General features: G+C 31.9%; 20 protein-coding genes. 13 read left to right on the top strand and 7 right to left on the bottom strand.

The features are described from left to right. The first annotated feature begins 352 nt into the window (after window positions 1–352). The 3 genes from D1816_RS18025 to D1816_RS18035 all read left to right on the top strand — a co-directional run bounded on the left by D1816_RS18025 (window position 353) and on the right by D1816_RS18035 (window position 4622). Window positions 353–2083 carry an AraC family transcriptional regulator gene (locus D1816_RS18025; RefSeq protein WP_118504660.1) on the top strand — a complete coding sequence of 577 codons (1731 nt, stop codon included), beginning with the start codon at window positions 353–355 and terminating at the stop codon, window positions 2081–2083. A 159-nt stretch (window positions 2084–2242) separates the two neighbouring features. Beyond that, window positions 2243–2425 (top strand): class I lanthipeptide, encoded by a 183-nt coding sequence (locus tag D1816_RS18030; protein WP_118504662.1) that lies wholly within the window; start codon window positions 2243–2245, stop codon window positions 2423–2425. Window positions 2426–2456: 31 nt separating this feature from the next. Then, window positions 2457–4622 (top strand): prolyl oligopeptidase family serine peptidase, encoded by a 2166-nt coding sequence (locus D1816_RS18035; RefSeq protein WP_118504663.1) that lies wholly within the window; start codon window positions 2457–2459, stop codon window positions 4620–4622. A 74-nt stretch (window positions 4623–4696) separates the two neighbouring features. On the opposite strand, the gene D1816_RS18040 is transcribed toward D1816_RS18035, so the two are convergent. Continuing rightward, complete coding sequence (locus D1816_RS18040; RefSeq protein WP_118504665.1) at window positions 4697–4969, bottom strand: hypothetical protein; 273 nt, start codon at window positions 4967–4969, stop codon at window positions 4697–4699. A gap of 351 nt (window positions 4970–5320) precedes the next feature. Between D1816_RS18040 and D1816_RS18045 the strand changes: the two genes are divergently transcribed. Then, window positions 5321–7048 (top strand): AraC family transcriptional regulator, encoded by a 1728-nt coding sequence (locus D1816_RS18045; RefSeq protein WP_158597806.1) that lies wholly within the window; start codon window positions 5321–5323, stop codon window positions 7046–7048. Between the two features lie 77 nt (window positions 7049–7125). Here the strand turns inward: D1816_RS18045 and D1816_RS18050 are convergent, their stop codons facing one another. Together D1816_RS18050 and D1816_RS18055 are read right to left on the bottom strand one after the other, a co-directional pair. Then, on the bottom strand, window positions 7126–8664 hold the full coding sequence (locus tag D1816_RS18050) for a ribonuclease E/G (protein WP_066315807.1): 1539 nt from the start codon (window positions 8662–8664) through the stop codon (window positions 7126–7128). Between the two features lie 285 nt (window positions 8665–8949). Then, complete coding sequence (locus tag D1816_RS18055; protein WP_024768281.1) at window positions 8950–9240, bottom strand: HU family DNA-binding protein; 291 nt, start codon at window positions 9238–9240, stop codon at window positions 8950–8952. A 129-nt stretch (window positions 9241–9369) separates the two neighbouring features. Between D1816_RS18055 and mutY the strand changes: the two genes are divergently transcribed. The 8 genes from mutY to rpmA all read left to right on the top strand — a co-directional run bounded on the left by mutY (window position 9370) and on the right by rpmA (window position 15609). Next, window positions 9370–10440 (top strand): A/G-specific adenine glycosylase, encoded by a 1071-nt coding sequence (gene mutY / locus D1816_RS18060; protein WP_118504669.1) that lies wholly within the window; start codon window positions 9370–9372, stop codon window positions 10438–10440. 268 nt (window positions 10441–10708) lie between these two features. After that, the gene (locus D1816_RS18065) at window positions 10709–11167 is read left to right on the top strand and encodes a single-stranded DNA-binding protein (protein WP_066315812.1); all 459 of its coding nucleotides are present in this window, start codon (window positions 10709–10711) and stop codon (window positions 11165–11167) included. A gap of 24 nt (window positions 11168–11191) precedes the next feature. Next, complete coding sequence (locus D1816_RS18070; protein ID WP_066315814.1) at window positions 11192–12523, top strand: gliding motility-associated protein GldE; 1332 nt, start codon at window positions 11192–11194, stop codon at window positions 12521–12523. Continuing rightward, window positions 12504–13079 carry a gliding motility lipoprotein GldD gene (gldD, locus tag D1816_RS18075; protein WP_066315815.1) on the top strand — a complete coding sequence of 192 codons (576 nt, stop codon included), beginning with the start codon at window positions 12504–12506 and terminating at the stop codon, window positions 13077–13079. Before D1816_RS18070 ends, gldD begins: the two co-directional genes overlap by 20 nt. Window positions 13080–13157: 78 nt before the next feature. Beyond that, a complete protein-coding gene (locus tag D1816_RS18080) occupies window positions 13158–14033 on the top strand; it encodes a DMT family transporter (RefSeq protein ID WP_118504671.1) in 876 nt (291 codons plus the stop codon). A 99-nt stretch (window positions 14034–14132) separates the two neighbouring features. Further along, on the top strand, window positions 14133–14606 hold the full coding sequence (locus D1816_RS18085) for a DUF4199 domain-containing protein (protein WP_118504673.1): 474 nt from the start codon (window positions 14133–14135) through the stop codon (window positions 14604–14606). Between the two features lie 157 nt (window positions 14607–14763). After that, window positions 14764–15294 (top strand): 50S ribosomal protein L21, encoded by a 531-nt coding sequence (rplU, locus tag D1816_RS18090; protein WP_066315821.1) that lies wholly within the window; start codon window positions 14764–14766, stop codon window positions 15292–15294. A 54-nt stretch (window positions 15295–15348) separates the two neighbouring features. After that, a complete protein-coding gene (rpmA, locus tag D1816_RS18095) occupies window positions 15349–15609 on the top strand; it encodes a 50S ribosomal protein L27 (protein WP_066315824.1) in 261 nt (86 codons plus the stop codon). A 69-nt stretch (window positions 15610–15678) separates the two neighbouring features. On the opposite strand, the gene D1816_RS18100 is transcribed toward rpmA, so the two are convergent. Next, the gene (locus D1816_RS18100; RefSeq protein ID WP_118504675.1) at window positions 15679–16293 is read right to left on the bottom strand and encodes a hypothetical protein; all 615 of its coding nucleotides are present in this window, start codon (window positions 16291–16293) and stop codon (window positions 15679–15681) included. Between the two features lie 66 nt (window positions 16294–16359). On the opposite strand from D1816_RS18100, the gene D1816_RS18105 reads away from it, so the two are divergent. Further along, window positions 16360–16698, top strand: coding sequence for a hypothetical protein (locus D1816_RS18105; protein ID WP_066315833.1), 339 nt, complete (start codon window positions 16360–16362; stop codon window positions 16696–16698). 68 nt (window positions 16699–16766) lie between these two features. Here the strand turns inward: D1816_RS18105 and D1816_RS18110 are convergent, their stop codons facing one another. The 3 genes from D1816_RS18110 to ahcY all read right to left on the bottom strand — a co-directional run bounded on the left by D1816_RS18110 (window position 16767) and on the right by ahcY (window position 22712). Continuing rightward, window positions 16767–20345: a M1 family aminopeptidase gene (locus D1816_RS18110; RefSeq protein WP_118504679.1), complete on the bottom strand. Its 3579-nt coding sequence runs from the start codon at window positions 20343–20345 to the stop codon at window positions 16767–16769. A gap of 17 nt (window positions 20346–20362) precedes the next feature. Next, a complete protein-coding gene (locus tag D1816_RS18115; RefSeq protein ID WP_066315835.1) occupies window positions 20363–21247 on the bottom strand; it encodes an ABC transporter ATP-binding protein in 885 nt (294 codons plus the stop codon). 148 nt (window positions 21248–21395) lie between these two features. Further along, a complete protein-coding gene (gene ahcY / locus D1816_RS18120; RefSeq protein ID WP_118506286.1) occupies window positions 21396–22712 on the bottom strand; it encodes an adenosylhomocysteinase in 1317 nt (438 codons plus the stop codon). Window positions 22713–22846: the final 134 nt, after the last annotated feature.

A 22846-nucleotide genomic window follows, 5' to 3' on the forward strand; every position in this document is an offset into this window, starting at 1 on the left:
GCATTATAGTATATCAAAGCCATCATGTATCTAAAGCCAAGTATAATACTAAAAAGAAAATAGTATCTTTACCACCATTACCCTAGTGATACAGTAGATTTAAATAATTGCCTCTTGAAAACGAATACATTAGATGCTTTTTTTTGGTTTTTTTTGAAAGTAAAACCATATACAACGACTGATCTTAGACGACATGTTGTAACCATATATAAACAAGGTATAATTGTTGTGTTACTTTACCATGTATCAAATACTATTATATTTCAGAAAATCTCAAGGTTTTTAGAACAGTTGTTTAGTAAAACCTTTTGTGTTTTTTGTTATATAATAAGACAAAAGTAAGCCATCGACCATGAGAAAAGTAGCTCAGCTATTGATTAGCATTCTTTTATTACAAACTATTTCTGGACTTGCTCAGGAAAAGTCTTTTATTATTCCTGATTCTTTAAGGGCTTTAAGTTATGAGGCGCTTAGTACTAAATTTTATAAAGTACTAAGAACCAATGATGAACATGCTAGTTTATATGCTAAAGCGTATTTACAAAAAGGGAAAGATGAGAAAAAACCTATTGAAACCGCTATTGGATATAGTTTTATTGGATATACTTTTAATGAAAAAACACATTTAAAAGAGCAATTAATATTTTTGGATAGTGCAATCAATGTATGTAAAGGGTTGAATCATCAAAGATACCCTTTGTTCTTTTACATTGCTAAAGGGGCTTCTTATGAAGACAATGGAAATTTTAAAAAAGCATTAGATAACTTTTTGTATGCAGTTGAATTGGCGAAAAATGTTAAGAATAGACATTTAGAAGTAGTATCTAATCATAATATAGCCTTGGTAAAAAGGAAACTTGGGAAATATAAAGAAGCGAAATCTATTTTACAAAAATGTTTAGATTATGAAGAAGCCAGATTGTTGGATAAGGATCAAGACCCTTCTCCGTATTTACTAACATTATCCGAATTAGTAAATATTTACAGGTTGAATAGCCAGATTGATTCTGCATATGCACTTAATAATAAAGGGCTTAAAATGTCTAAAGGAACTCTAAGTGAGAGTCTTTTTGAATTAAATGAAGGAATATTGCAGTATTATAGAAGAGAATACAGAAAAGCAATTGATAAAATAGAAACATCCATACCTAATAAGGAAAAATTATCATATTTCTATGAAGATTATAACTTAATAAATGCATTGCTTTATTTAGGAAAATCACATGAAGAAATCTCTGATAAGGAAAAAGCAACTTACTATTTTAAGAAAATTGATTCTATAGCAGAAACTATTAATTATATAGTTCCCGAAACAAAATCCGCATATTTAGGTTTGATTAATCATTATAAATCCTTGGGTAACAAAAATCAACAATTATTTTATATTAATAGGTTATTATACTCTGATAGTATTTTAAATAATAATTATAGATATCTTAGTGATAAACTCAATAAAGATTATGATACCCCAGAGCTTTTACGGGCAAAAGAAGCATTGATTGCGGATCTTGAAGAAAAGCACAATAGTTCTTCATTAAGTGTAATTGTTCTTTCTATAATTTTGGGTATTGGTGGTATTTTTTTGGTTGTATTTTATCGAAAACAAAAACGATATCAACAACGTTTTGAAGAGTTGATCAATGCACAAGATAAAGAAGTAGAATCTGAAAAGACTTTGGTCCCGAAAGAAACTTCAAAGGCTATAGGAATTTCTGAAGATATTGTGAACTCAATCCTAAAAAGCCTCGATGAGTTTGAACATACACAAGGTTATATTGAGGCTAATATTACTACTTCTTCATTAGCGAGTCAATTTAAAACGAACTCTAAGTATTTATCTAAAGTCATTAATACCTATAAACAAAAAAGTTTTATACACTATACCAATGACCTGCGTATCGAGTTTATTATTGATAAGCTGAAAAATGAAAATAAATATAGATTATATACAATAAAGGCTTTGGCATCTGAAGCTGGTTTTAATACTACAGAAGCTTTTTCTAAGTCCTTCTATAAAAAAACAGGTATTTATCCATCCTACTTTATTAAGCAGCTCGAAAAAAAAGAGGAAAGCCAGAAATAGTAATGAAATAAGGGAGTTGGCAAAGTCTGAATTCAGGAATGCTGACCCTGTATTCAGGAATACAGACACCAAGGCTATCTTAAATATAAGGTTTTTTAACTTTTTCTTATATATTCGCTTTATCACAAACGTATAAACTCACATAAATAAAAAGTAAACATGAAAAAGCTTAGTTTAAACAAAATTACAGTTGCAAAATTATCAGATAAACAATTATCAAATGTACAAGGAGGTAGTAATAATGAAGGAGATGGAGGGACAAGAAGTTTGACTGGTAATCCTGTACTTTGTAATCATAGCGGTAGTGGAGATTTAATAGTTAAAATTCAAAATGCTTACTAATAAAATTCATTCAGCCTTTCAATTCTAACCTATGTTAAAAAGAATTTTTTTCATCTTGTCTTTAGCTTCCTGTTCATCTCAGGTAAATAAACCACCTTTGGCAGAAAGTATTAAGACTGTTGATCTGTATCACGGCAAAGAGTTAGAGGATCCATATAGAAATCTGGAGAATCTAGAAGATTCTTTGGTTGTCGATTGGTTGAAGAAGCAAGGTGATTTTGCTTTTGAAACTCTAAATAAAATACAAGGAAAACAGCGATTAATAGATTTACAGAAGGGGTATGGTAAAGAAAAATCGTATTTTATCCGCAGCGTCAAAAATACTTCAAACGGAAAGTACTTTTATCTTAAAACTATTGCTGGAGACGATATAGCAAAATTATACTTTCGAACTAGTATTGATGGCAAAGAGGTTTTGTTATTTGATCCTGTACAATTTGAATTGGGATCGGACAGTACATATATTATTAATTATATTAAACCGGATTGGGAAGGAGAAAAAATAGCCGTTAGTTTATCTAAACAAGGAGATGAAATTTCGAAGGTTATCACCATAGATGTCTTTAGTAAAAAAGTGCTGTCAGGGATAGTGAAAAATTGTAATCCAAATTTTGGAGGAATACAATGGTTGCCAGATAATTCAGGTTTTATATACCAATTTTTCCCTAAAGTCGACCCTAAGGATCCGAGTTATGGTTTACATACTAAAGCTATCTTGTATAGTATCGGAGAAAATGCAGATGAATTGCATGAAGTCTTTTCTAAATCGAACAATCCAAATTTAAAACTTAAGGATGAAGATTTTCCTATAGTTCAAGTTTATACCGATTCAGATCAGTATGTTTTTGGTAAGGTAAGTGGAGCTTCTTCGTTTAAAGACATGTATTATAAAAAACATGAAGATTTACTCTTGAACCAATCAGAATGGAAACTTCTATATCGAGAATCTGATATGGTTAATAAAATTATATTAGATGATCAGGATTTGATCTTTTTGTCTGCTAAAAATGCTTCTAACTTTCAAATTTGTAAGACATCTATATTGCAACCTAATTTTAAATCGCCTCAAGTTTTAGTGTCAGAGGATAAAGATGCTGTGGTTTCGGATGTAGAAATAACAAAAGATGGAATTTTTTATGTTTGCGTTAAAAATGGAGTAGAAGCAAAATTGTATCATTATAGAAATGGTGTAAGTAAAGAATTGAAATTACCGATTCCTTCAGGGAATATCCAAATAAGCTCTAAAGGTTCTAAGTATGATTATTTAAAGATAACATGTACTGGATGGACTAAAAGTCCGACATCATACCTATATAACTTTAAAACTAATAAATACAAACAGACTAATCTTAATTTGACTATTGAATACCCTGCTTTTGAGAATTTAGAAGTGAAAGAAGTTGAAGTGCCTTCGCATGATGGAGTTTTGATCCCGTTATCTATAATTTATAAAAAAGGGATTAAAAAAAATGGGAAAAACCCAACGCTTTTTTTTAGTTATGGTTCTTATGGTGGAGCTTTGAACCCATTCTTTGATTCAAGTTTTTTAACATGGGTTACAGAAGGAGGGGTATTGGCTATTGCACACGTACGTGGAGGCGGAGAAAAAGGTGAAGCGTGGCATAAGGCTGGTTTTAAAACAACCAAACCTAATACTTGGAAGGATATGATTGCTTGTACAGAACACATGATCCAAAAAGGATATACCAAACCAGAAAAATCTGCAATATGGGGCACAAGCGCAGGTGGTATTATGGCAGGTAGAGCAATAACAGAGCGTCCAGATCTATATGCAGCGGCGGTTTTATATTCACCTTCATTAAATTTAGTGCGATCTGAGATTCAACCTAATGGGCTAAATAGTGTTAAGGAATTTGGAACAGTTAAAATTAAAGAGGAATTTGAAGCCTTATTAGAAATGGACTCCTACCATCACATAAAAGAAAATACAAGTTATCCAGCTACTTTGATTGCTGCTGGGGTAAAAGATGGTAGAGTTGTGGTTTGGGATCCTGCTAAATTTGCAGCTAGATTACAAGCATCTAATAGCTCTGATAACCCCATATTATTTGCTGTTGATTTTGAATCTGGTCATGGAGGCATGAATAATGGAGCATTAAAGGTTTATGAACAATTTGCAAATACTTTATCTTTTGCATTTTGGCAAACTGGACACCCTGATTATCAACCAGAGTAAAATTAGTATAATATTATAATTAAAACTTCATAGGTTTATCCAAGCTATGGAGTTTATTTTTTAACGGGGTTGAGTTACCATACAAAAGAATTCAGTTCGTTACTGTTTATTTCCTTCTCATAAAACCCACAAGCAAAATTTACTTCTTCTTGATAGATAAAACTTTGTAAAGTCATATCATAGACTATGGGAGCATTTAAAGCTTTCATGGTGTTTAATATTCGGTATAATTTGGTTTTTGAGACTCCTAATCGATCTGCAAATACTTCTGGTGATCCAGTGGCTTGTAACCGAATTAATTGATCGATTCGGTCTATAATTTGAATGTGTTTGATAATACTACTCATTTTTAATTCCCTGTATTTTATTAAATAATCACGATTGTATATGCAAAGTATGCGATCGTTTACATAACATTTTTTGTGGGGTAAGTTGCATGACAATATGATTTTTGATCTAGCCAAATGTAAGGTCATGATGTACTTAAAAACAAGCAAAGTATATCGGTTTTGATAAAATCAGAGCCTTTGTGATTGATGTAATAAATTGATAATCAAATTAAAAAAAACTATTGGTTGTTTTTAGAGTTAGGAGTTTCTACAGCTTAAAAAGTTAGTTTAAGGTGATGTATTTAGATTAATAAATTGGGTATGTACCACATTATTTTGATATTTTTGAACGACTCAGAAAAACTACCTATGCACGCTCGCCAACTTATCCTGTTTCTTTTTTTATGCTCTTGTTTAGGATATGGGCAATCCTTTAAAATTCCAGATTCTTTAGCAAGTTTAAGTTATGAAGAAATTCAATTAAGATTTTATAATGGATTCGAAAAGAAGGATTCATTATTTATGAAATTATATGCTCAATCATACCTTAAAGAAGCTAAAAAAGAAAGAATTCTTCTCAAAATTGTTAAGGCGTATAATTTAGTAGTTTCAGCATACTATAGAACAGGAGAAGATAGAAAGATGCTTGTTTATTTAGATAGCGCTATAACTGCTTCTAAACTAATGAAACATAGACGTTACCCAGCTTTACTTTATATTCATAAAGCTAATGCATATGGACGGTTAGGTGATTTTGATAATTTACTCAAGAGTTATTTAGAAGGACTAAAATGGTGTGAAAAAAGAGGAAATAAACACTTAGAATTTATAATAAAACATAATATTGGAACGATTAAAAGAAGTATGAGAAAATATAATGAATCAAAATCAATGTTTAAAGAATGTCTTTTTTATAGAAGTAATAAAAAGGTTATGTCTAGAGTCGACTCTTTAAATTATATTTCCTCATTATATCAATTGATAAAAGTTTATATTGAAACCAAACAAATAGATTCTGCAAATATTTTGAATAATAGTGGTTATGAATTTGCAAGAGGAGAAAGAGATAAGCTACTTTTTTTTAAACTAAACGAAGCCATACTTAACTATTATAATGAGGAGTATAAAAAGGTAATAGAAGGTACGAATAGAATACTATCTAGACTACACAAACCAGAAAATAAAATTTTTTTTAAGAAAATTTACGTCTTAGATATATATTTTCATCAAGCAAAATCTTATGAAGCATTAGGAGATATGAAAAATGCGATCCAATATTACCTTAAAATAGATTCAATTGCTGAAACAAAAAGACATCCTATTACGGACATTGTAGTACATGATTCATATAGAGGTTTAATTGAATATTACAAATCTCGAAATGAAAAGGATCAACAACTGCTTTATATCAATAAATTGATATACTCTGATAGTGTATTTAATCGTTCTTATAGATATGAAAATGATAGGTTGTCTAAAGAATACGACATTCCTAATTTGTTACAAGAAAAACAACAACTTATTGCATCCTTAAAAGGAGAAAAGAAAGAAAGTTCTAATCAAGTGATCTTAGTTTCCTTGTTTTTGGCACTAAGTCTTGGGGGTACTGGGTACTACTATTATAAACAACAGCGCTATAAACAACGATTTAAACAATTGGTCGCAGCCAATACCGGACAAGAAAGTACAAAGAAAAAATCTCCTAAAAATACTATAGGTATAGATGCCATAAGCAAAGAAACTTTAGAAAGTTTGTTAGCGCATTTGCAAAAATTTGAGGAGAACCAAGGCTATTTAGTTCCTAAAATTAATGCTAAAGACCTTGCAAAACAATTTGGATCAAACTCTAGTTATTTATCTGTGGTAGTGAATACGTATAAGCAAAAAAGTTTAAGCCAGTATATTAGTGATTTACGTATCGATTATGCGGTTAAAAAACTACAAGAAGACCCAAAATTTAGAAAATATACGATCAAAGCCATTGCACAAGAAGTAGGGTTTAATACGGCAGAGGCTTTTGCCAAAGCTTTTTATAAGAAAACAGGGATTTATCCGTCGTATTTTATAAAAAAACTAGGATTTCATGATAATGCTTAGATAAAAGTATTTGTCAAATCGTTTAGAACGAAATTAAAAACAAAAAACCCGGCACTTTTACAAGGCCGGGTTTTATATTACTTTATCACTTCACCATCTTTATCGTGAAAGTGATATTCTAAATACGTGTAAGCGTCTCTAGGTACAATCTTAACCCATCGTTTGTGGTCTAAAAACCATTTTGATCGGGTGGATGGAAATCCTTTTGTTAAAAAAGCTGCAATAAAAGGGTGCGCACTCAGCGTTATCTTTTTATGTTCTTTTTTAATTAATTTTTCTAATTCGACCTTTATTTTCTCTACCAAAACGATAGGCGCCTCAACTTCGCCGCTTGTTCCGTTAGGATTTTCCTCACGGGTTTTGATATTCATTTCTGGTCGTACACGCTGTCGCGTGATTTGGATCAAGCCAAATTTACTTGGCGGTAAAATTTTATGCTTCGCCCTGTCGTCTTTCATCTCTTCTCTTAAATGATTAAAGAGGGTTCTACGGTTATCGGCATTATTCATATCGATAAAATCGACTACGATAATACCGCCCATATCTCTTAGACGTAGTTGGCGGGCTACTTCAGCTGCACTAATTAAATTTACTTCTAGTGCAGTATCTTCTTGATTTTTGGCTTTGTTAGAACGGTTACCACTATTTACGTCGATTACATGCATAGCTTCTGTATGCTCGATCACTAAATAGGCTCCCTTACTCATTGATACCGTTTTACCAAAACTCGTTTTGATTTGCCTTTCAATACCATGTTTTTCAAAAATAGGCACTTTAGGACTATGAAGTTTTACAATTGACTCCTTTTTGGGTGCAATTTCTTGCAGATACTCTTTGATTCTGTTGCAGAGTTCTTCATCGTCTACAACAATAGATGTAAAGGTGTCATTAAACACATCTCTTAAAATAGAGGATGCTCTGTTCATTTCACCTAATACTTTTGATGGATGGTGTGCTTTGTACATTTTTTTGCACATTGCAGTCCAGCGGTCCACCAAATTTTGCAAATCTTTATCTAGTTCTGCTACTTTTTTGCCTTCAGCTACTGTACGTACAATAATTCCGAAACCTTTAGGTCGGATACTCTTTACGAGTCTTTTTAAACGTTCTTTCTCTTCTGTAGATTCTATTTTTTGCGAAATAGATACCCTATTAGAAAACGGAACGAGAACAATATATCTTCCGGCAATCGAAAGCTCAGAGCTTATTCGAGGGCCTTTAGTAGATATAGGTTCTTTTACTATCTGTACTAGTAGTGATTGATTTGATTTTAACACATTGGTGATTACACCGTGTTTATCAATGTCATTCTCAAAAGGAAAATCCTTAAGAGAATAATTTTTTAATTTACCTGTGCTTACACGTTTAATGAATTTAAGTAAAGAAGATACTTGAGGGCCCAGATCGTGATAATGCAAAAAAGCATCTTTTTCATAGCCTACATTAACAAATGCAGCATTTAAACCTGGGACAGATTTACGAATTTTGGCAATAAAAATATCACCAACCGCAAAATTACTGTCGTCTTCTTCCTTATGTAATTCAATTAGTTTTCCATCTTTTAATAAGGCAAAATCTGTAGAGGAACCAGATCTAATGATCAATTCGTTGTTCACTCGTTTTTAGATTTTTATCCACCCCATAATCGCGGGACAGATGGATTAAACAAAATTTTCTCACAGGAATTTAATAATTCCGTAGAAATAAACCAGAGTAATCGATTAAGAAAACCTGCTTTACTTCGATTTCAAAGAACTAAAATTTTTAACCAAAAAAAGTAGTTAGAAACTACTTTTTCTTATGACGGTTGGCTCTTCTTCTTTTTTTACGCTTATGCGTAGCCACCTTGTGTCTTTTACGTTTTTTACCACTTGGCATAGTTGTATACTGTTTATTTATTATTATTTAACTTCTACATTTGTTTTAACACCTTCTACAAAAACTTTAGCAGGCTTAAATGCTGGTATGTTGTGAGCTGGTATTTTGATTGTAGTATTTTTAGAAATATTACGACCAGTTTTTTCTGCTCTTGTTTTGATGATAAAGCTACCAAATCCTCTAAGATAAACGTTATCTCCGCTTTCTAAAGAACTTTTTACTTCTTCCATGAATGTTTCAACTGTTGCTTGAACATCTCCTTTTTCTATTCCTAGCTTTTCTGAAATTTTTGCTACGATATCTGCTTTAGTCATTATTTACCTATTTAGGGGTTTTTAAATTTTCAAGGGGGCAAATATATGAATTTAAAATCCAAAATATCAATACTTAAGATGAAATTATCATCTTTAATCGTTTAATTTTGCAAAACTTATAATTTTACTATGAAATTTTCTAAAAAACTCATAACGTGGTACTTACAAAACAAAAGATCCATGCCATGGAGAAAAACTACCGATCCTTATCGAATTTGGCTTAGTGAAATTATATTACAACAGACTCGAGTTGCGCAAGGATTACCATATTATTTGTCGTTTACTGAAACTTTTCCAACTGTTTTTGATCTTGCAAATGCAAACGAAGAACAGGTATTAAAATTATGGCAAGGATTAGGCTATTACTCTAGAGCTAGAAACCTGCATGCAACGGCAAAATATGTGGCCAATGATCTCAATGGTGTTTTTCCGGATACATATATTGGTCTTTTAAAATTAAAAGGAGTTGGAGACTATACAGCAAGTGCCATTGCATCTATATGCTATAAAGAAGCAGTGCCTGTGGTAGATGGAAATGTATATAGAGTGTTATCAAGATATTTTGGAATAGAAACACCTATTAATAGTACCGAAGGGGTTAAGGAATTTAAAAAACTTGCCATAAGCTTAATGGATCATGATGAGCCTGCTGATTATAATCAGGCAATTATGGAGTTTGGAGCCTTGCAATGTAAACCTAAAAACCCCTATTGTATTGTATGTCCTCTTAATGATAGTTGTGAGAGTCTGAAAAATGGAAAAGTCACCGTACTCCCTGTTAAGCTCAAAAAGCTTAAAATAAAAAAAAGATACTTTAATTATATAGTACTCCTTATTAATAATAGCCAAACCATTATTCAACAGCGAGTAGGTAATGGTATCTGGAAAGGATTGTATGAATTTCCTTTAATAGAAAATGAAACTATAGATATAACAAAAATAACATCAGATACAACTATTAAAAATATAATAGAAGACAAGAATTATGAGATTGTACTTTATAATGAGGATCCAATTATACATAAGCTATCTCATCAGCATTTATACACAAAGTTTTATATTATTAGATTAGATGCTATTGGAGTGATCAGTAAAAATCAAAAGCTCATTGATTATAAGGATATAAAAACATATCCTGTTCCTATATTACTGGGTAATTTTATAGATTCTTTTTTTAAAGAAACTGTGGTTCCAGAATAAAAGAAGAAAAAATGTATTTGATTTAAGAGTTATAGTATATGATTAGAGGATGTTAACGCAGACTTAAAACATTGACTAACTCAACTAGTATGATGTTGTGTTTGTCGATTTTTTATTACATTTACTAGATAACGTAATTATTTTATGAGTACTTAAGAATAAGAAGCATTCTTATAGCGTTATTTGTAAAGGTTTATTATTTCTTTGTAATCTGTAAACCGTGAATTTGTAGCGATACTAAATTCATTAAACACAAACCATAATTATAATGTCAGGAACACTAAATAAAGTAATGCTAATTGGGCATACAGGAGATGAGGTAAAGATGCATTGGTTTGAAGGCGGAAATTGTATCGGAAGATTTCCACTGGCAACTAATGATTCTTATGTGAATAAGAGCACAAATGAGAGAGTCGTTACAACCGAGTGGCATAATATTGTAGTGCGCAATAAGGCAGCCGAAATTTGCGAAAAATACCTTAATAAAGGAGATAAAATTTATATTGAAGGACGGCTTAAAACTAGAAAATGGCAGGACGACCAGGGTAAAGACAGGTATAGTACAGAGATACAATGTACAGATTTTACGTTTCTAACACCCAAAAATGAAAGTCAAGTCTCTGGACAACAAACTCAGAGTACACCACAGATGAATACACCTTCGGTACAGACGCAGGAAACTTCATCTACTTCACCAGATACAGAAGATGACGATCTTCCGTTCTGATATGTATAACTAAACAAGCATAAATTGGACCCTGATCCCGAACCTATATTTATTTCATTACTAGCTTTTGATATCATGCAACCCATTAATTTGGTTGTATTATTTATATTACTGTTCTTTTCTGCCTTAATATCAGGTAGTGAAGTAGCATTGTTTTCTTTAACTCCAACAGATCTTAAGGATGAGGAGAATACTTCTAAGAATTTAAGTATTGTATCAAGATTATTAGATAACCCTAAAAAACTATTGGCTACAATATTAGTTGCTAATAATTTTATCAATATCGCTATTGTATTACTTTTTACAAGCTTAGGCGAAACGTATTTTAATGGTATAACTACAAAATATTGGGGTTGGTTAGATGTTAGGTTTGTTCTAGAAGTAGTTATCGTTACGTTTTTAATCTTGCTTTTTGGTGAAATTTTACCAAAAATTTATGCCAGTAGAAATAGTGTGAAATTTGCCAAATTTATGGCAAGACCTTTGGGTATTTTGGATTGGGTATTTACGCCTATTAGTCTTCCAATGCGAAGTGTAACAGTAGGAATCCATAATCGATTAGGGAAACAAAAATCAAATATTAGCGTAGATCAGTTGTCACAAGCTTTAGAGTTAACATCAGATACTGATACTACAGTCGAAGAGAAAAAAATACTAGAAGGCATCGTTTCTTTTGGAAATACTGACGCTAAGCAGGTTATGAGACCGCGTTTGGATATCTTTGCACTAAATAATGAATCGGTTTATAAGGAAATTCTACCAGAAATAATAGAGAATGGATACTCCAGAATACCAGTTTATGAGGAGAGTATCGATAAAGTTATAGGTATTTTATATGTAAAAGATTTACTACCGCATATTAATAAAACAAAATTTGATTGGACAAATTTGCTTAGAGAACCCTATTTTGTGCCAGAAAACAAAAAACTAGATGATTTACTAAATGATTTTAAGAAAAAAAGAAATCATTTGGCTATAGTAGTAGATGAATACGGCGGTACAAGTGGTTTAATTTCATTAGAGGATATTATAGAAGAGATTGTTGGTGAAATTAGTGATGAGTTTGATGATGAAGATCTAATATTTTCAAAATTAGATGATCAGAACTATGTTTTCGAAGGAAGAACAGCATTAAAAGATTTTTATAAAGTATTGAAACTAGAAGACAATAGTCTTTTTGAAGATAAAAAAGGTGATGCAGAAACTATTGCAGGACTTTTGCTAGAGATGTCAGGGAGTTTTCCTAAAAGAGGAGATACCCTTAACTTAGGTGCATATACCTTTAAAGTAGAGTCATTAGATAATAAGAGAATAAAACAGGTGAAACTAACAATTAATGAAGAATACCATAGTTAGATGTTCGATATTGGGGAGTATACTTTTATTGATATGCTCATGTGCGGGAGAAGTAATTCCAAAGCCAAAAGGAATGCTAAGATTAAGCTATCCAGAACCAAAGTATATAGAAGTTACATCTCCATGTCCTTATACTTTTGAGAAGAATGAATTTTCTGAACTTAAAAGAGCTCGAAGAAATAGAAAATGTTGGTATAATCTGGAGTATAAAAAACTAAAGGCAACAATGTACCTCTCTTATTATAGGGTAGATAATAACTTAGATTCCTTATTAAGAGATGCCCAGAACTTAACGCAAGAACATGTAGTTAAAGCAGATGGTATTATTCAAGGGCCATTTGTAGATGAAAAAAATAAAGTATTCGGTATGTTTTATGAGGTATCCGGAGATGCAGCTTCCCAATCTCAATTTTACCTAACCGATAGCACGCGTCATTTTCTAGTAGGTTCTATATATTTTGAAGTAAAACCTAATTATGATTCGATCTTACCGGCTGCCGATTATTTACGAAATGATATGAGGCATCTTATGGAAACTTTAAGGTGGGTCGAATAGCTAAACCTTAGTTAATTTTCTTTCAAAACGAATCTATTTGTTTATAATTTTATCATTTTTGCAGCTTAATTTCGGGAAATGCAAAATAGTAAACTAAAATGGTTGTATCTCGTAATACTATCCTTAGTTTGGGGAAGCTCTTTTATACTTATTAAAAAATCTCTTGTTGGTCTTACTCCAATGCAATTAGGGGCGCTAAGGACGCTATTTGCAGCAATTTTCTTATTTTTAATTGGTTTTAGAAGTTTAAAAACTATTTCAGCTTCAGACTGGAAATGGGTAACGATATCAGCATTTGCAGGAACCTTTATTCCAGCATTTTTGTTTGCCTTTGCAGAAACTGAAATAGATAGTGGCATTGCTTCCATTCTAAACTCTACAACACCTTTAGTTACTCTAATTTTAGGAGTGCTAGTGTTTTCAGTTCAATTTAACAAAAATCAATTAATAGGAATTTTAGTCGGCTTTGTGGGCTGTTTGGCATTAATATTTGAAGGTGCGTCGGTCAACCCAAATCAAAATTATTGGTATGCTTTGTTGGTGCTGTGTGCAGCAGTATGTTATGCTATTAATGTAAATATTATTAAGAAATACATGCAACATATATCGCCAATGGCTATTGCTAATGGAAATTTTATAGTGTTGGTTATACCTGCTCTTATCATTCTTGGTTTTTCTGGTTTTTTTAGCGCTGATGTGATTGTTGATCCTAAGGTGCAAACCAGTCTTATGTTTGTGGCGATACTTGCGGTTGTTGGAACAGGTATTGCTAAAGTATTGTTTAATAAGTTGATACAGATAAGTACGCCTGTGTTTGCAACTTCGGTAACCTATACTATACCCATTATAGCACTATTGTGGGGAGTATTAGATCATGAGAAATTTACAATATATCAGGTATTTGCAGCTGGAATTATTATTCTAGGAGTTTATATAACTAACAAGAGTAAATAGTCGTCTATTGTACTGTTAGACAATAAATTAACAACCTTTTAAGGTTGAAAGAGGCTCAATCTTCATATATTTAAGATACAATCTTAAAGAAATTAAGCTATGAAAAAGTCTACTATTCCAGTTAAATACGGAGTTCTAATTGCTCTAGGACTTATTATCTATTTTTTGATTCTTGCTTTAATAGGAGTGCAAACTAATCCAGTTTTTAGTTTGGGGAATGGTTTTATTGTTGCCTATGGTTTATACATTGCCATGAAAAAATATAAAAAAGAAAAAAGTAGCGATTTTGATTATCAAAAAGGGTTTATGGCTGGTCTTTTTACAGGATTTAATGCTACACTTATTTTTACTATTTTCTTTGCTATCTACGTTACTAATATAAATACGAGTTTCTTGCCAGAAATGTTAGCTAATTGGAGTTCTCATTATCATGTCGGAGTAGGTATAGTAGTCTTTATTGCTGCTATAATGGGCTTTGCTACCACATTTGTTCTTACACTATCTTTTATGCAGTTATTTAAAGAAAGTTGGAACCCTAAAAGAAGTCATAACTCAAGACCAGTTGAGATATAATGATACGAGATCTTAAAACTAATTAAATCATATGAAAATTAAGGGTTTAATTAGTACGAAATATTTGTGATTTAATTAATTAGGAGTATATTTGCACCCGCCTATTACGAAATAGGTGTAGTTCTTTTATTTAAAATAATTAATTAAACGTTACGCTATGTACGCAATTGTAGAGATAGCAGGGCAGCAATTTAAAGTTGCAAAAGACCAAAAAGTATTTGTACATCGTTTAGCAGGAGAAGAAGGAGATAAAGTTTCTTTCGATAAAGTTCTTCTTGCAGCCGATGGAGATAATGTTACTTTAGGCGCCCCAGCTATAGATGGAGCTCAAGTAGGAGCAAAAATCACAAGACACCTAAAAGGTGATAAAGTTATTGTTTTCAAGAAAAAGAGACGTAAAGGATACCGTGTTAAAAATGGTCATCGTCAATCTCTTACTGAAATTGTTATTGAAAGCATTGTAACTTCAGGTGCTAAGAAAGCAGCACCAAAAAAAGCTGAACCAAAGGCAAAAGCTGAAAAAGAAGTAAAAGCAGCTGCGCCAAAAGCAAAAGCTGAACCAAAAGCAAATACTGAAGATTTAAGCACTAAAACAGTTGCTGAATTGAAAGAATTGGCAAAAGCTAAAGGAATTTCAGGAATTTCTTCAATGAAGAAAGCTGAGTTGATTGAAGCTTTAAAAGGATAATAAAGAGAGAACAGGTAATACTGTTTAATAGTAATAATATAAAACCGAAAGAAAATGGCTCATAAAAAAGGAGTTGGTAGTTCGAAAAACGGTAGAGAATCAGAATCGAAACGCTTAGGTGTGAAGATTTTTGGTGGTCAAGCTGCTGTAGCTGGTAACATCATTGTAAGACAAAGAGGTACAGCTCATAAGCCAGGCGAAAATGTATACGCTGGTAAAGATCATACACTACACGCAAAGGTAGATGGTATGGTAAAATTTACTAAAAAGAAAGATAATAAGTCTTATGTTTCAATAGTTCCTTTTGAAGCGTAACTAAGGATCTTTCCTTTATAACAAAAAACCCTTCTTTTTAAAAGAAGGGTTTTTTGTTTTTATGCTTTTTTAATCTATATCCAGATTACAAATGTCTTCTTTATCTTGTAGTGCTAATAATTTCTTGTAAGAAGAAAGGATATTTTCTATCATAGTTTTATTACAATCTATATTTTTATTTTTGATAGTACTGGATAGCTCGATTTCGGGATTAGTTGCACGATCAATTGATTTTTCTTCAAAGGTTTTGTATAAACATTTTATAGGGGTTTCATCAACAAGATAAACACGCTTTTCTTCATATGTCCATACCTCGTTTGCGTATTCTTGTTCTTTGGGTGCACATTCATAATCCCAGTTCCATGAAGCATGATCAGAAAAATAAAAAATTAGTACATTGTCCCAGATATAGTAGTGATAATTATAATTGTTATGTCCTTGATTATAAGTATGATTAATGTAGACCAAAACATCATCGGTATAATAAAAACCTATCTGTATGTTTTTGCTATTATTGTCTTCACAATTACTTTGTAAAATAGTTTGTGTAAGCTCCTTTTTTTCAAGTAAATCTGTGATAATAGTGTATTTTTCTTTAATAGTTTTAATGCTTCCCTTTGTTTGCGAAAATCCTTTAAAAATACCTAAAAAAAGAATAGAAAATAATGTTATGATTAGTTTCATTTTGTAAGGAGTATTAAACTAATTGTCTAAATTTACTATACCAAAATCATAAATCGAATAAAAACTATGAAAAATTCAATGATCCATACGTTGTGGTGTACACTATTTGTGTTGTTTGTAACTTTTGAAATGGTGGCGCAAGATATCCCCAAGTATGATTATCTAGAGGTTATCGTTATTCAAAAGGCAAATAATAGCGGTAGAGTAAAGCGAATAAAAGTAGAAGAACAGCAGTCTCTTGAAGGAAAATCAATTACAGTAAAACAATTAGAAGATATAGAAAACACCTCGGACTTATTAAATTTTATGAATACTGCCAATTGGGAATTTGTAGATAGACAATCGATAGTTTCAGAAGAAAATGATCCTGTTTGGATGAGTTATATTTTCAAGAAAGCCAAATAAACAATTAAGCCCTAAGTGTTTTCAACTTAGGGCTATGTTGTGTTTAGGATATAAAATTTGAATACAAGTTATTCTTCATTTATATTTTTAATGTTATCGTCGTAAACTCGGTCTATTAATAGTTTTTTAGGATCAATAGCAGCTTTAATAGGTTGATCATCTATTTCAAATACAAAATTGGTTTCGTTTTTATTGATTTTCACCCTTTTTTCATAGACTAATTTTTCTTCATCAGTATCCGTAAAAACACCTATGTCTATCCAGTCATTTATAGGTACTTTAGTTTCATTACCTAGGCTATCTGATTTTATTTTATAAGATTCGACCGTCATAGAAACTTCGTATTTTCCGTTATCTAATTTTTTATAAGAAGATTCTTTTATACGATTATCGTAAAGTGTAATTTCTTTAAACCAGTCTTTAATGATATATTTTAATGAATCGGGCACTTTTGGTTCTAGGTATTCCATAAAATCTAAAGAAGATGGATAAGGAGGGCGCTGATATTTGAATTCATTTAAGAATTCTTTCATTGCCTTATTTACTTTTTCTTCTCCTATGTAATCTTGTAGAGCGTATAGAATCACACTTCCTTTGCCATAATGGATATATCCTTGATTTTCTACTTTATATAAGGCGAGTTCTTTTTCTATTTCAGTACTTCTACCTCTTAGATATCGATCATGGTCATATTTTAAAAATTTACGCATTTTCATTGGTGTTTCTGCGATACTTTTTAAGGTCATAAGAGAAGAATACTCTGCAAAGCTTTCGCTCATCATTGTTCCTCCCTGCATATTTGCTCCTACTACTTGGTGCGCCCACCATTGATGCCCCATTTCATGTGCAATTACAGCGTCAACGACATTGTTATCGGTTTCATCTTCTAGGTTAATAACGAACCCAATAGATTCAGAATAAGGCATTGTGCCAGGAAAAGCTTGTGCAAAGCTGGCATATCTCGGAAACTCGATAATTCTACATTGTTTATGGTAATATGGTCCAAAGTTTTTGGTGTAATATTCTAGTGATCTCTGAGTAGCGTCTAACATCATCTCGACATTATCACTATGTTTTGCATCGTAGTATATTTCTATATCAATACCGTTCCATTTTCTAGTAGCAATTTCATATCTGGCAGAAATAAATGAATAAAAATTTTGAGAAGCTTGATCCGATTTATAATGATAATAATTCCTTCCGTCTTCTATCCATTTTTTGTTCAATGAACCCGGTGCAATTGCTATTTGATCGCCTGCTGTAGAGATTATTGTTTCTACATTAATATAGTCAGATCGCCCATTGGTAAGGTAATTATTCATATGATATTGAGTCGGTCCTTTTTGTAACTTTGGAGTTCTTACTTTTGGTGGTAATCCATATTTTTTTCGAGCACTTTTTTCAGATAATTCAGCATTTTCATTGTACCCTAACCCCGGAAGGATCTGAAAATTATTTAAAAAAGTACCGTTCTGGATAATCCGAGTATTTCCTCTATCATCTGTGAAACCCTTGGTCCTATAATTATTGTTAATTTCAATTTCAATAGTTTGGTTTGGTTGTAATGGTATTTTAAGTTTGTAAATCAAATATCCAAAATCTTGATCTTCATAAACCAATTCTGATTGAGGTATTTTAAATGTAGTATCCCATTGGTTATCTATGTTAAAATGAATAGAGTCTAAAGGGGTTTTGTTCTCATTTGTAAGTGTTACTATCGCTTTGGTGTCTACATTTCTTTTGTTAGGATAAATGTCAATAAAATAATTGACCCCCGAAACTTTAGGAATCTTAATATTCTTATACTTTTTATACTTCTTTTCATACTCTGCAGCTAAAGCTTCTTCTTGATCAGAAGTCTTGTAAGGATTTAATACTTGGGTGTTATAGTATACAAAACCAGCAACAAAAATCCAAAGTCCTAGAATAGCTATTATCGATAGGCGATATGTTTTTGGAACCTGTTTTTTTGCAATTTTAATTCTATTCATTAAAGAACTCATTACGCCACGACTCCATACAGCACCCGCTATAAAAAGAGAAAGTAATGAGAACAATATCCAATAAAAATTAAACCATAGTGCACCTTTAAGTCCAGGGCCAAAAGCATTCATATCCGAATATTGTAATGATGGTCCCGCTCCGATAGTAAGCATGTTAGATTCAATATCAAAGATGTTTAACATTATTCCCCAAACAAAAATCACTAGTATAGAGATGAAATATCCAAGATACTTGTTGTTGAGTAATACTTGAATCATGATCATAACACCGCTCCAAATAATGTATATAGGAAGATTACTGTATAAAAAATCTAAAAAGTAAACATCTAATTCGATACGCGTAAAGCCATTTGATAATTGAAATAATACCCCACAAATCACAAAAAATACTTGAAGAATTATAGTAATACCAACTAAAGAAAAAGCTTTTGCCGCCAATGAAATAAAAGAAGTATGTGCAGTGGCGTCTACCACTTCATTAATTTTACTATCTCGATCTCGCCATACTAGTTCACCACTAAAAAACACTAAAATAATCACTGTAAAAAGTGAAGTATTATCATTTATAGAATCTATTAACTTGTAGGTTAGTGGGTAAGATTTTAATCCAAAATATTCAAAACCACCTAAAAGATCAGAAATAAGTATGATGGCGCTAAATAAGAATAGAATTTTAAAGGTTACACTTTTTACAATACTTAAGAAATTGGTATAGAAGAAACTCTTAAATTGAACCCATTCTGTTTTTATTGAGAATTGAGGGATCATATTGGGAAGAGAAAAACTTCTATTTTCTATTTCTTTTTCTTTATCTCTGGTTTTTACTTTTTTGTTTTTCTCTTTGAAAGAGAAACTAAAATAAGAAAGGAGTAATATGATAATTCCTATACAAGTCCATAATAATCTATTTTGAAATAAGATTCCGCTAAAACTAGGACTAATGCTATTTTTCTCTACAGGAGTAAAGTATTTTGTGTCTATAGAATACGTTCTAATTCCAAAAACGTCTGTTAGTGCAGCAATAGTTTCATTGTCAATGTCAGAAGTAAGTGTACCAGATACAATATAGGCTATGATAATGATTAATGCGCCTACAAATGAAACGACAGTACTTTTCCACTTGTGAGCCATTGTATATATAATAGTGCCAGCAAAAAACATATTGGGTAATATGAATAAGGCATAATTATTTATGAACGTTTCTAAATAAAAGCTACCAAATCTATCGGCATCGGTCCATCCAAAAATAGGAGCTAATAATGTACCAAGAATAGAACCTAAAAAAACCCCTAGCATCGGTATTGTAGATAATAGTAATCCTCCAAAAAATCTACCAAAGAAATACCCTGATTTACTTAGTGGTGTGCTAAAGAGGATTTCATTAAATCCATTATTATGATCTCTTAAGGCTGCATTATTAAAAAAAGCAGTAGCTATCATTAATCCAAAAATGGTCATGATAGCAGTGTATTGAGTTATGATATTAGGAGAGTTTTTGTAGATGTTTCCAACGGCTCCTCCAATTTGGATATTGTCACTTGCCGTAGCTCCAAAAACCATTAATGTCATTAAAAGCAACATAATATACACCAAAGGTTGTTTTAATGTATACTTTAATTCTGATAAGAAAAAATTTTTAAACATAGTTTTCTGGCTAGTGATTAAACAAGTACGTTATCTGTGTTAATTTTAGAAAAGAACACATCTTCAAGATTAGGGATTACTTGTTCAAATCCATTATTTGGATTTGTATCACTATAAACATGTATTGAAGGTTTGCCGCCGACCATTTTATTTGAGATAATACTATATTGCTCAGCGTATTTTTCTAATTCCTGAAGACCGATGATTTTATGGTAAACTTTACCTTTAAGTTCATCTATTGCACTATCTGGGGATCCTTGGTATACGATTTCACCAAAATTCATGATTGCCATTTTAGTACAAAGCTCTCTAACATCATCAACGATGTGAGTAGAAAGAATTACAATAACATCTTTGCCTACATTAGCTAGAAGGTTATAAAATCTATTTCGTTCTCCCGGATCTAATCCAGCAGTTGGTTCATCGACAATAATTAACTTGGGGTTTCCTATTAAGGCTTGAGCGATTCCAATGCGCTGTTTCATTCCCCCAGAAAAACCTTTTATATTTTTTTTACGTTTTTCATATAGGTTAACTTTGTCTAGAAGATATTTAACCATCTCTTTTCGTTCTGTAGATTTGGTAAAACCTTTTAATATAGCTAAATGATCTAGCAATTGTTCTGCTGTGATTCTAGGGTATACTCCAAATTCTTGAGGTAGATAACCAAGAACCTTTCTAAGTTCTGATGGTTGATTAAGGATGTCTATATCGTCTAAAGTAGCTGTTCCCGAGTCCGCTTCTTGTAGTGTAGCTAGAGTACGCATTAAAGATGATTTTCCTGCTCCATTTGGCCCTAACAATCCAAACATTCCATTTTCTAACTCAATTGATACGTTATCTAATGCTTTTACGCCATTAGGATATGTTTTTGATAGGTTTGTAATTTTTAGTGTACTCATACAAGGATCGTTTTTGAAGTGTTTAAATATGACGATGATATCGCATCTTTGTTACAAGATCGTTTGTGAAATTACAAAACACAAAGAATTATAAAAAATAAAACCCCTTATCGATCGATAAGGGGTTTTATTTTTTATAATTAGATTTTTAATATCTATAATATTCTGGTTTAAATGGTCCTTCGACAGTTACACCAATATATTCTGCTTGATCTTCTCTTAGTGTTTCTAATTCTACTCCAAGACGAGCAAGATGTAATTTTGCTACTTTCTCATCAAGATGTTTAGGTAGCATATACACTTCGTTTTTATACTTTTCAGAATGATTCCAAAGCTCAATCTGGGCAAGTGTTTGATTGGTAAAAGAATTACTCATTACAAAACTTGGGTGCCCTGTAGCACAACCAAGATTTACCAAACGCCCTTCAGCCAAGATGATAATATCTTTTCCGTCGATAGTATATTTATCAACTTGTGGTTTGATTTCATCTCTAGTGTTTCCGTGATTATCGTTTAACCAAGCCATATCGATTTCATTATCAAAATGTCCGATGTTACAAACAATTGCTTTGTCTTTTAACGCTTTAAAATGTTGTGCTTGGACAATATCTTTATTTCCAGTAGTAGTAATAACTACATCGGCGTTACCTATTACCGTTTCTAATTTTTTAACCTCAAAACCATCCATCGCAGCTTGTAAAGCACAAATAGGGTCAATTTCAGTTACAGTAACAATAGATCCAGCTCCTTTAAAAGATGCGGCAGTTCCTTTACCAACATCACCATATCCACAAACTACAACACGTTTACCTGCAAGCATAGTATCTGTTGCTCTTCGGATTGCATCTACGGCACTCTCTCTACATCCATATTTGTTATCAAATTTAGATTTTGTAACAGAGTCATTTACATTAATTGCGGGCATTGGCAAGGTTCCGTTTTTCACTCTTTCATACAGACGATGAACACCTGTAGTGGTTTCTTCTGATAACCCTTTAATGTCATCAACTAATTCCGGGTACCTGTCAAGTACCATATTCGTTAGATCTCCACCATCGTCAAGAATCATGTTTAGTGGTTTACGATCTTCACCAAAGAATAAAGTTTGCTCAATACACCAGTCAAATTCTTCTTCATTCATACCTTTCCATGCATAAACAGGAATTCCGGCATCTGCAATAGCTGCTGCCGCTTGATCTTGAGTAGAAAATATATTACAAGAACTCCAGGTTACTTCTGCACCTAGTGCTTGTAACGTTTCTATTAGAACAGCAGTCTGTATTGTCATATGAAGACAACCTGCAATACGAGCACCTTTAAGAGGTTGTTCGTTTTTGTATTCTTCACGAAGTGACATAAGGCCTGGCATTTCGGCTTCTGCTAGTTCGATTTCTTTTCTTCCCCAGGCAGCCAATGAAATGTCTTTTACCTTGTAAGGAACATAAGATACTGTTTTGGTACTCATAGTCTTTATTTTATGTTTATGAAGCGCATTCTGGTATTTCGCACTAAATTGTTCTAAATTCGTTTCCCAGAAAAAATTAGTTTTGACTCTTTTTTTTGGTTTGCAAAGATACACAATAACTTTTAATAATATAA

Source organism: Aquimarina sp. AD10 (assembly GCF_003443715.1).
GTDB classification, from domain to species: domain Bacteria; phylum Bacteroidota; class Bacteroidia; order Flavobacteriales; family Flavobacteriaceae; genus Aquimarina; species Aquimarina aggregata.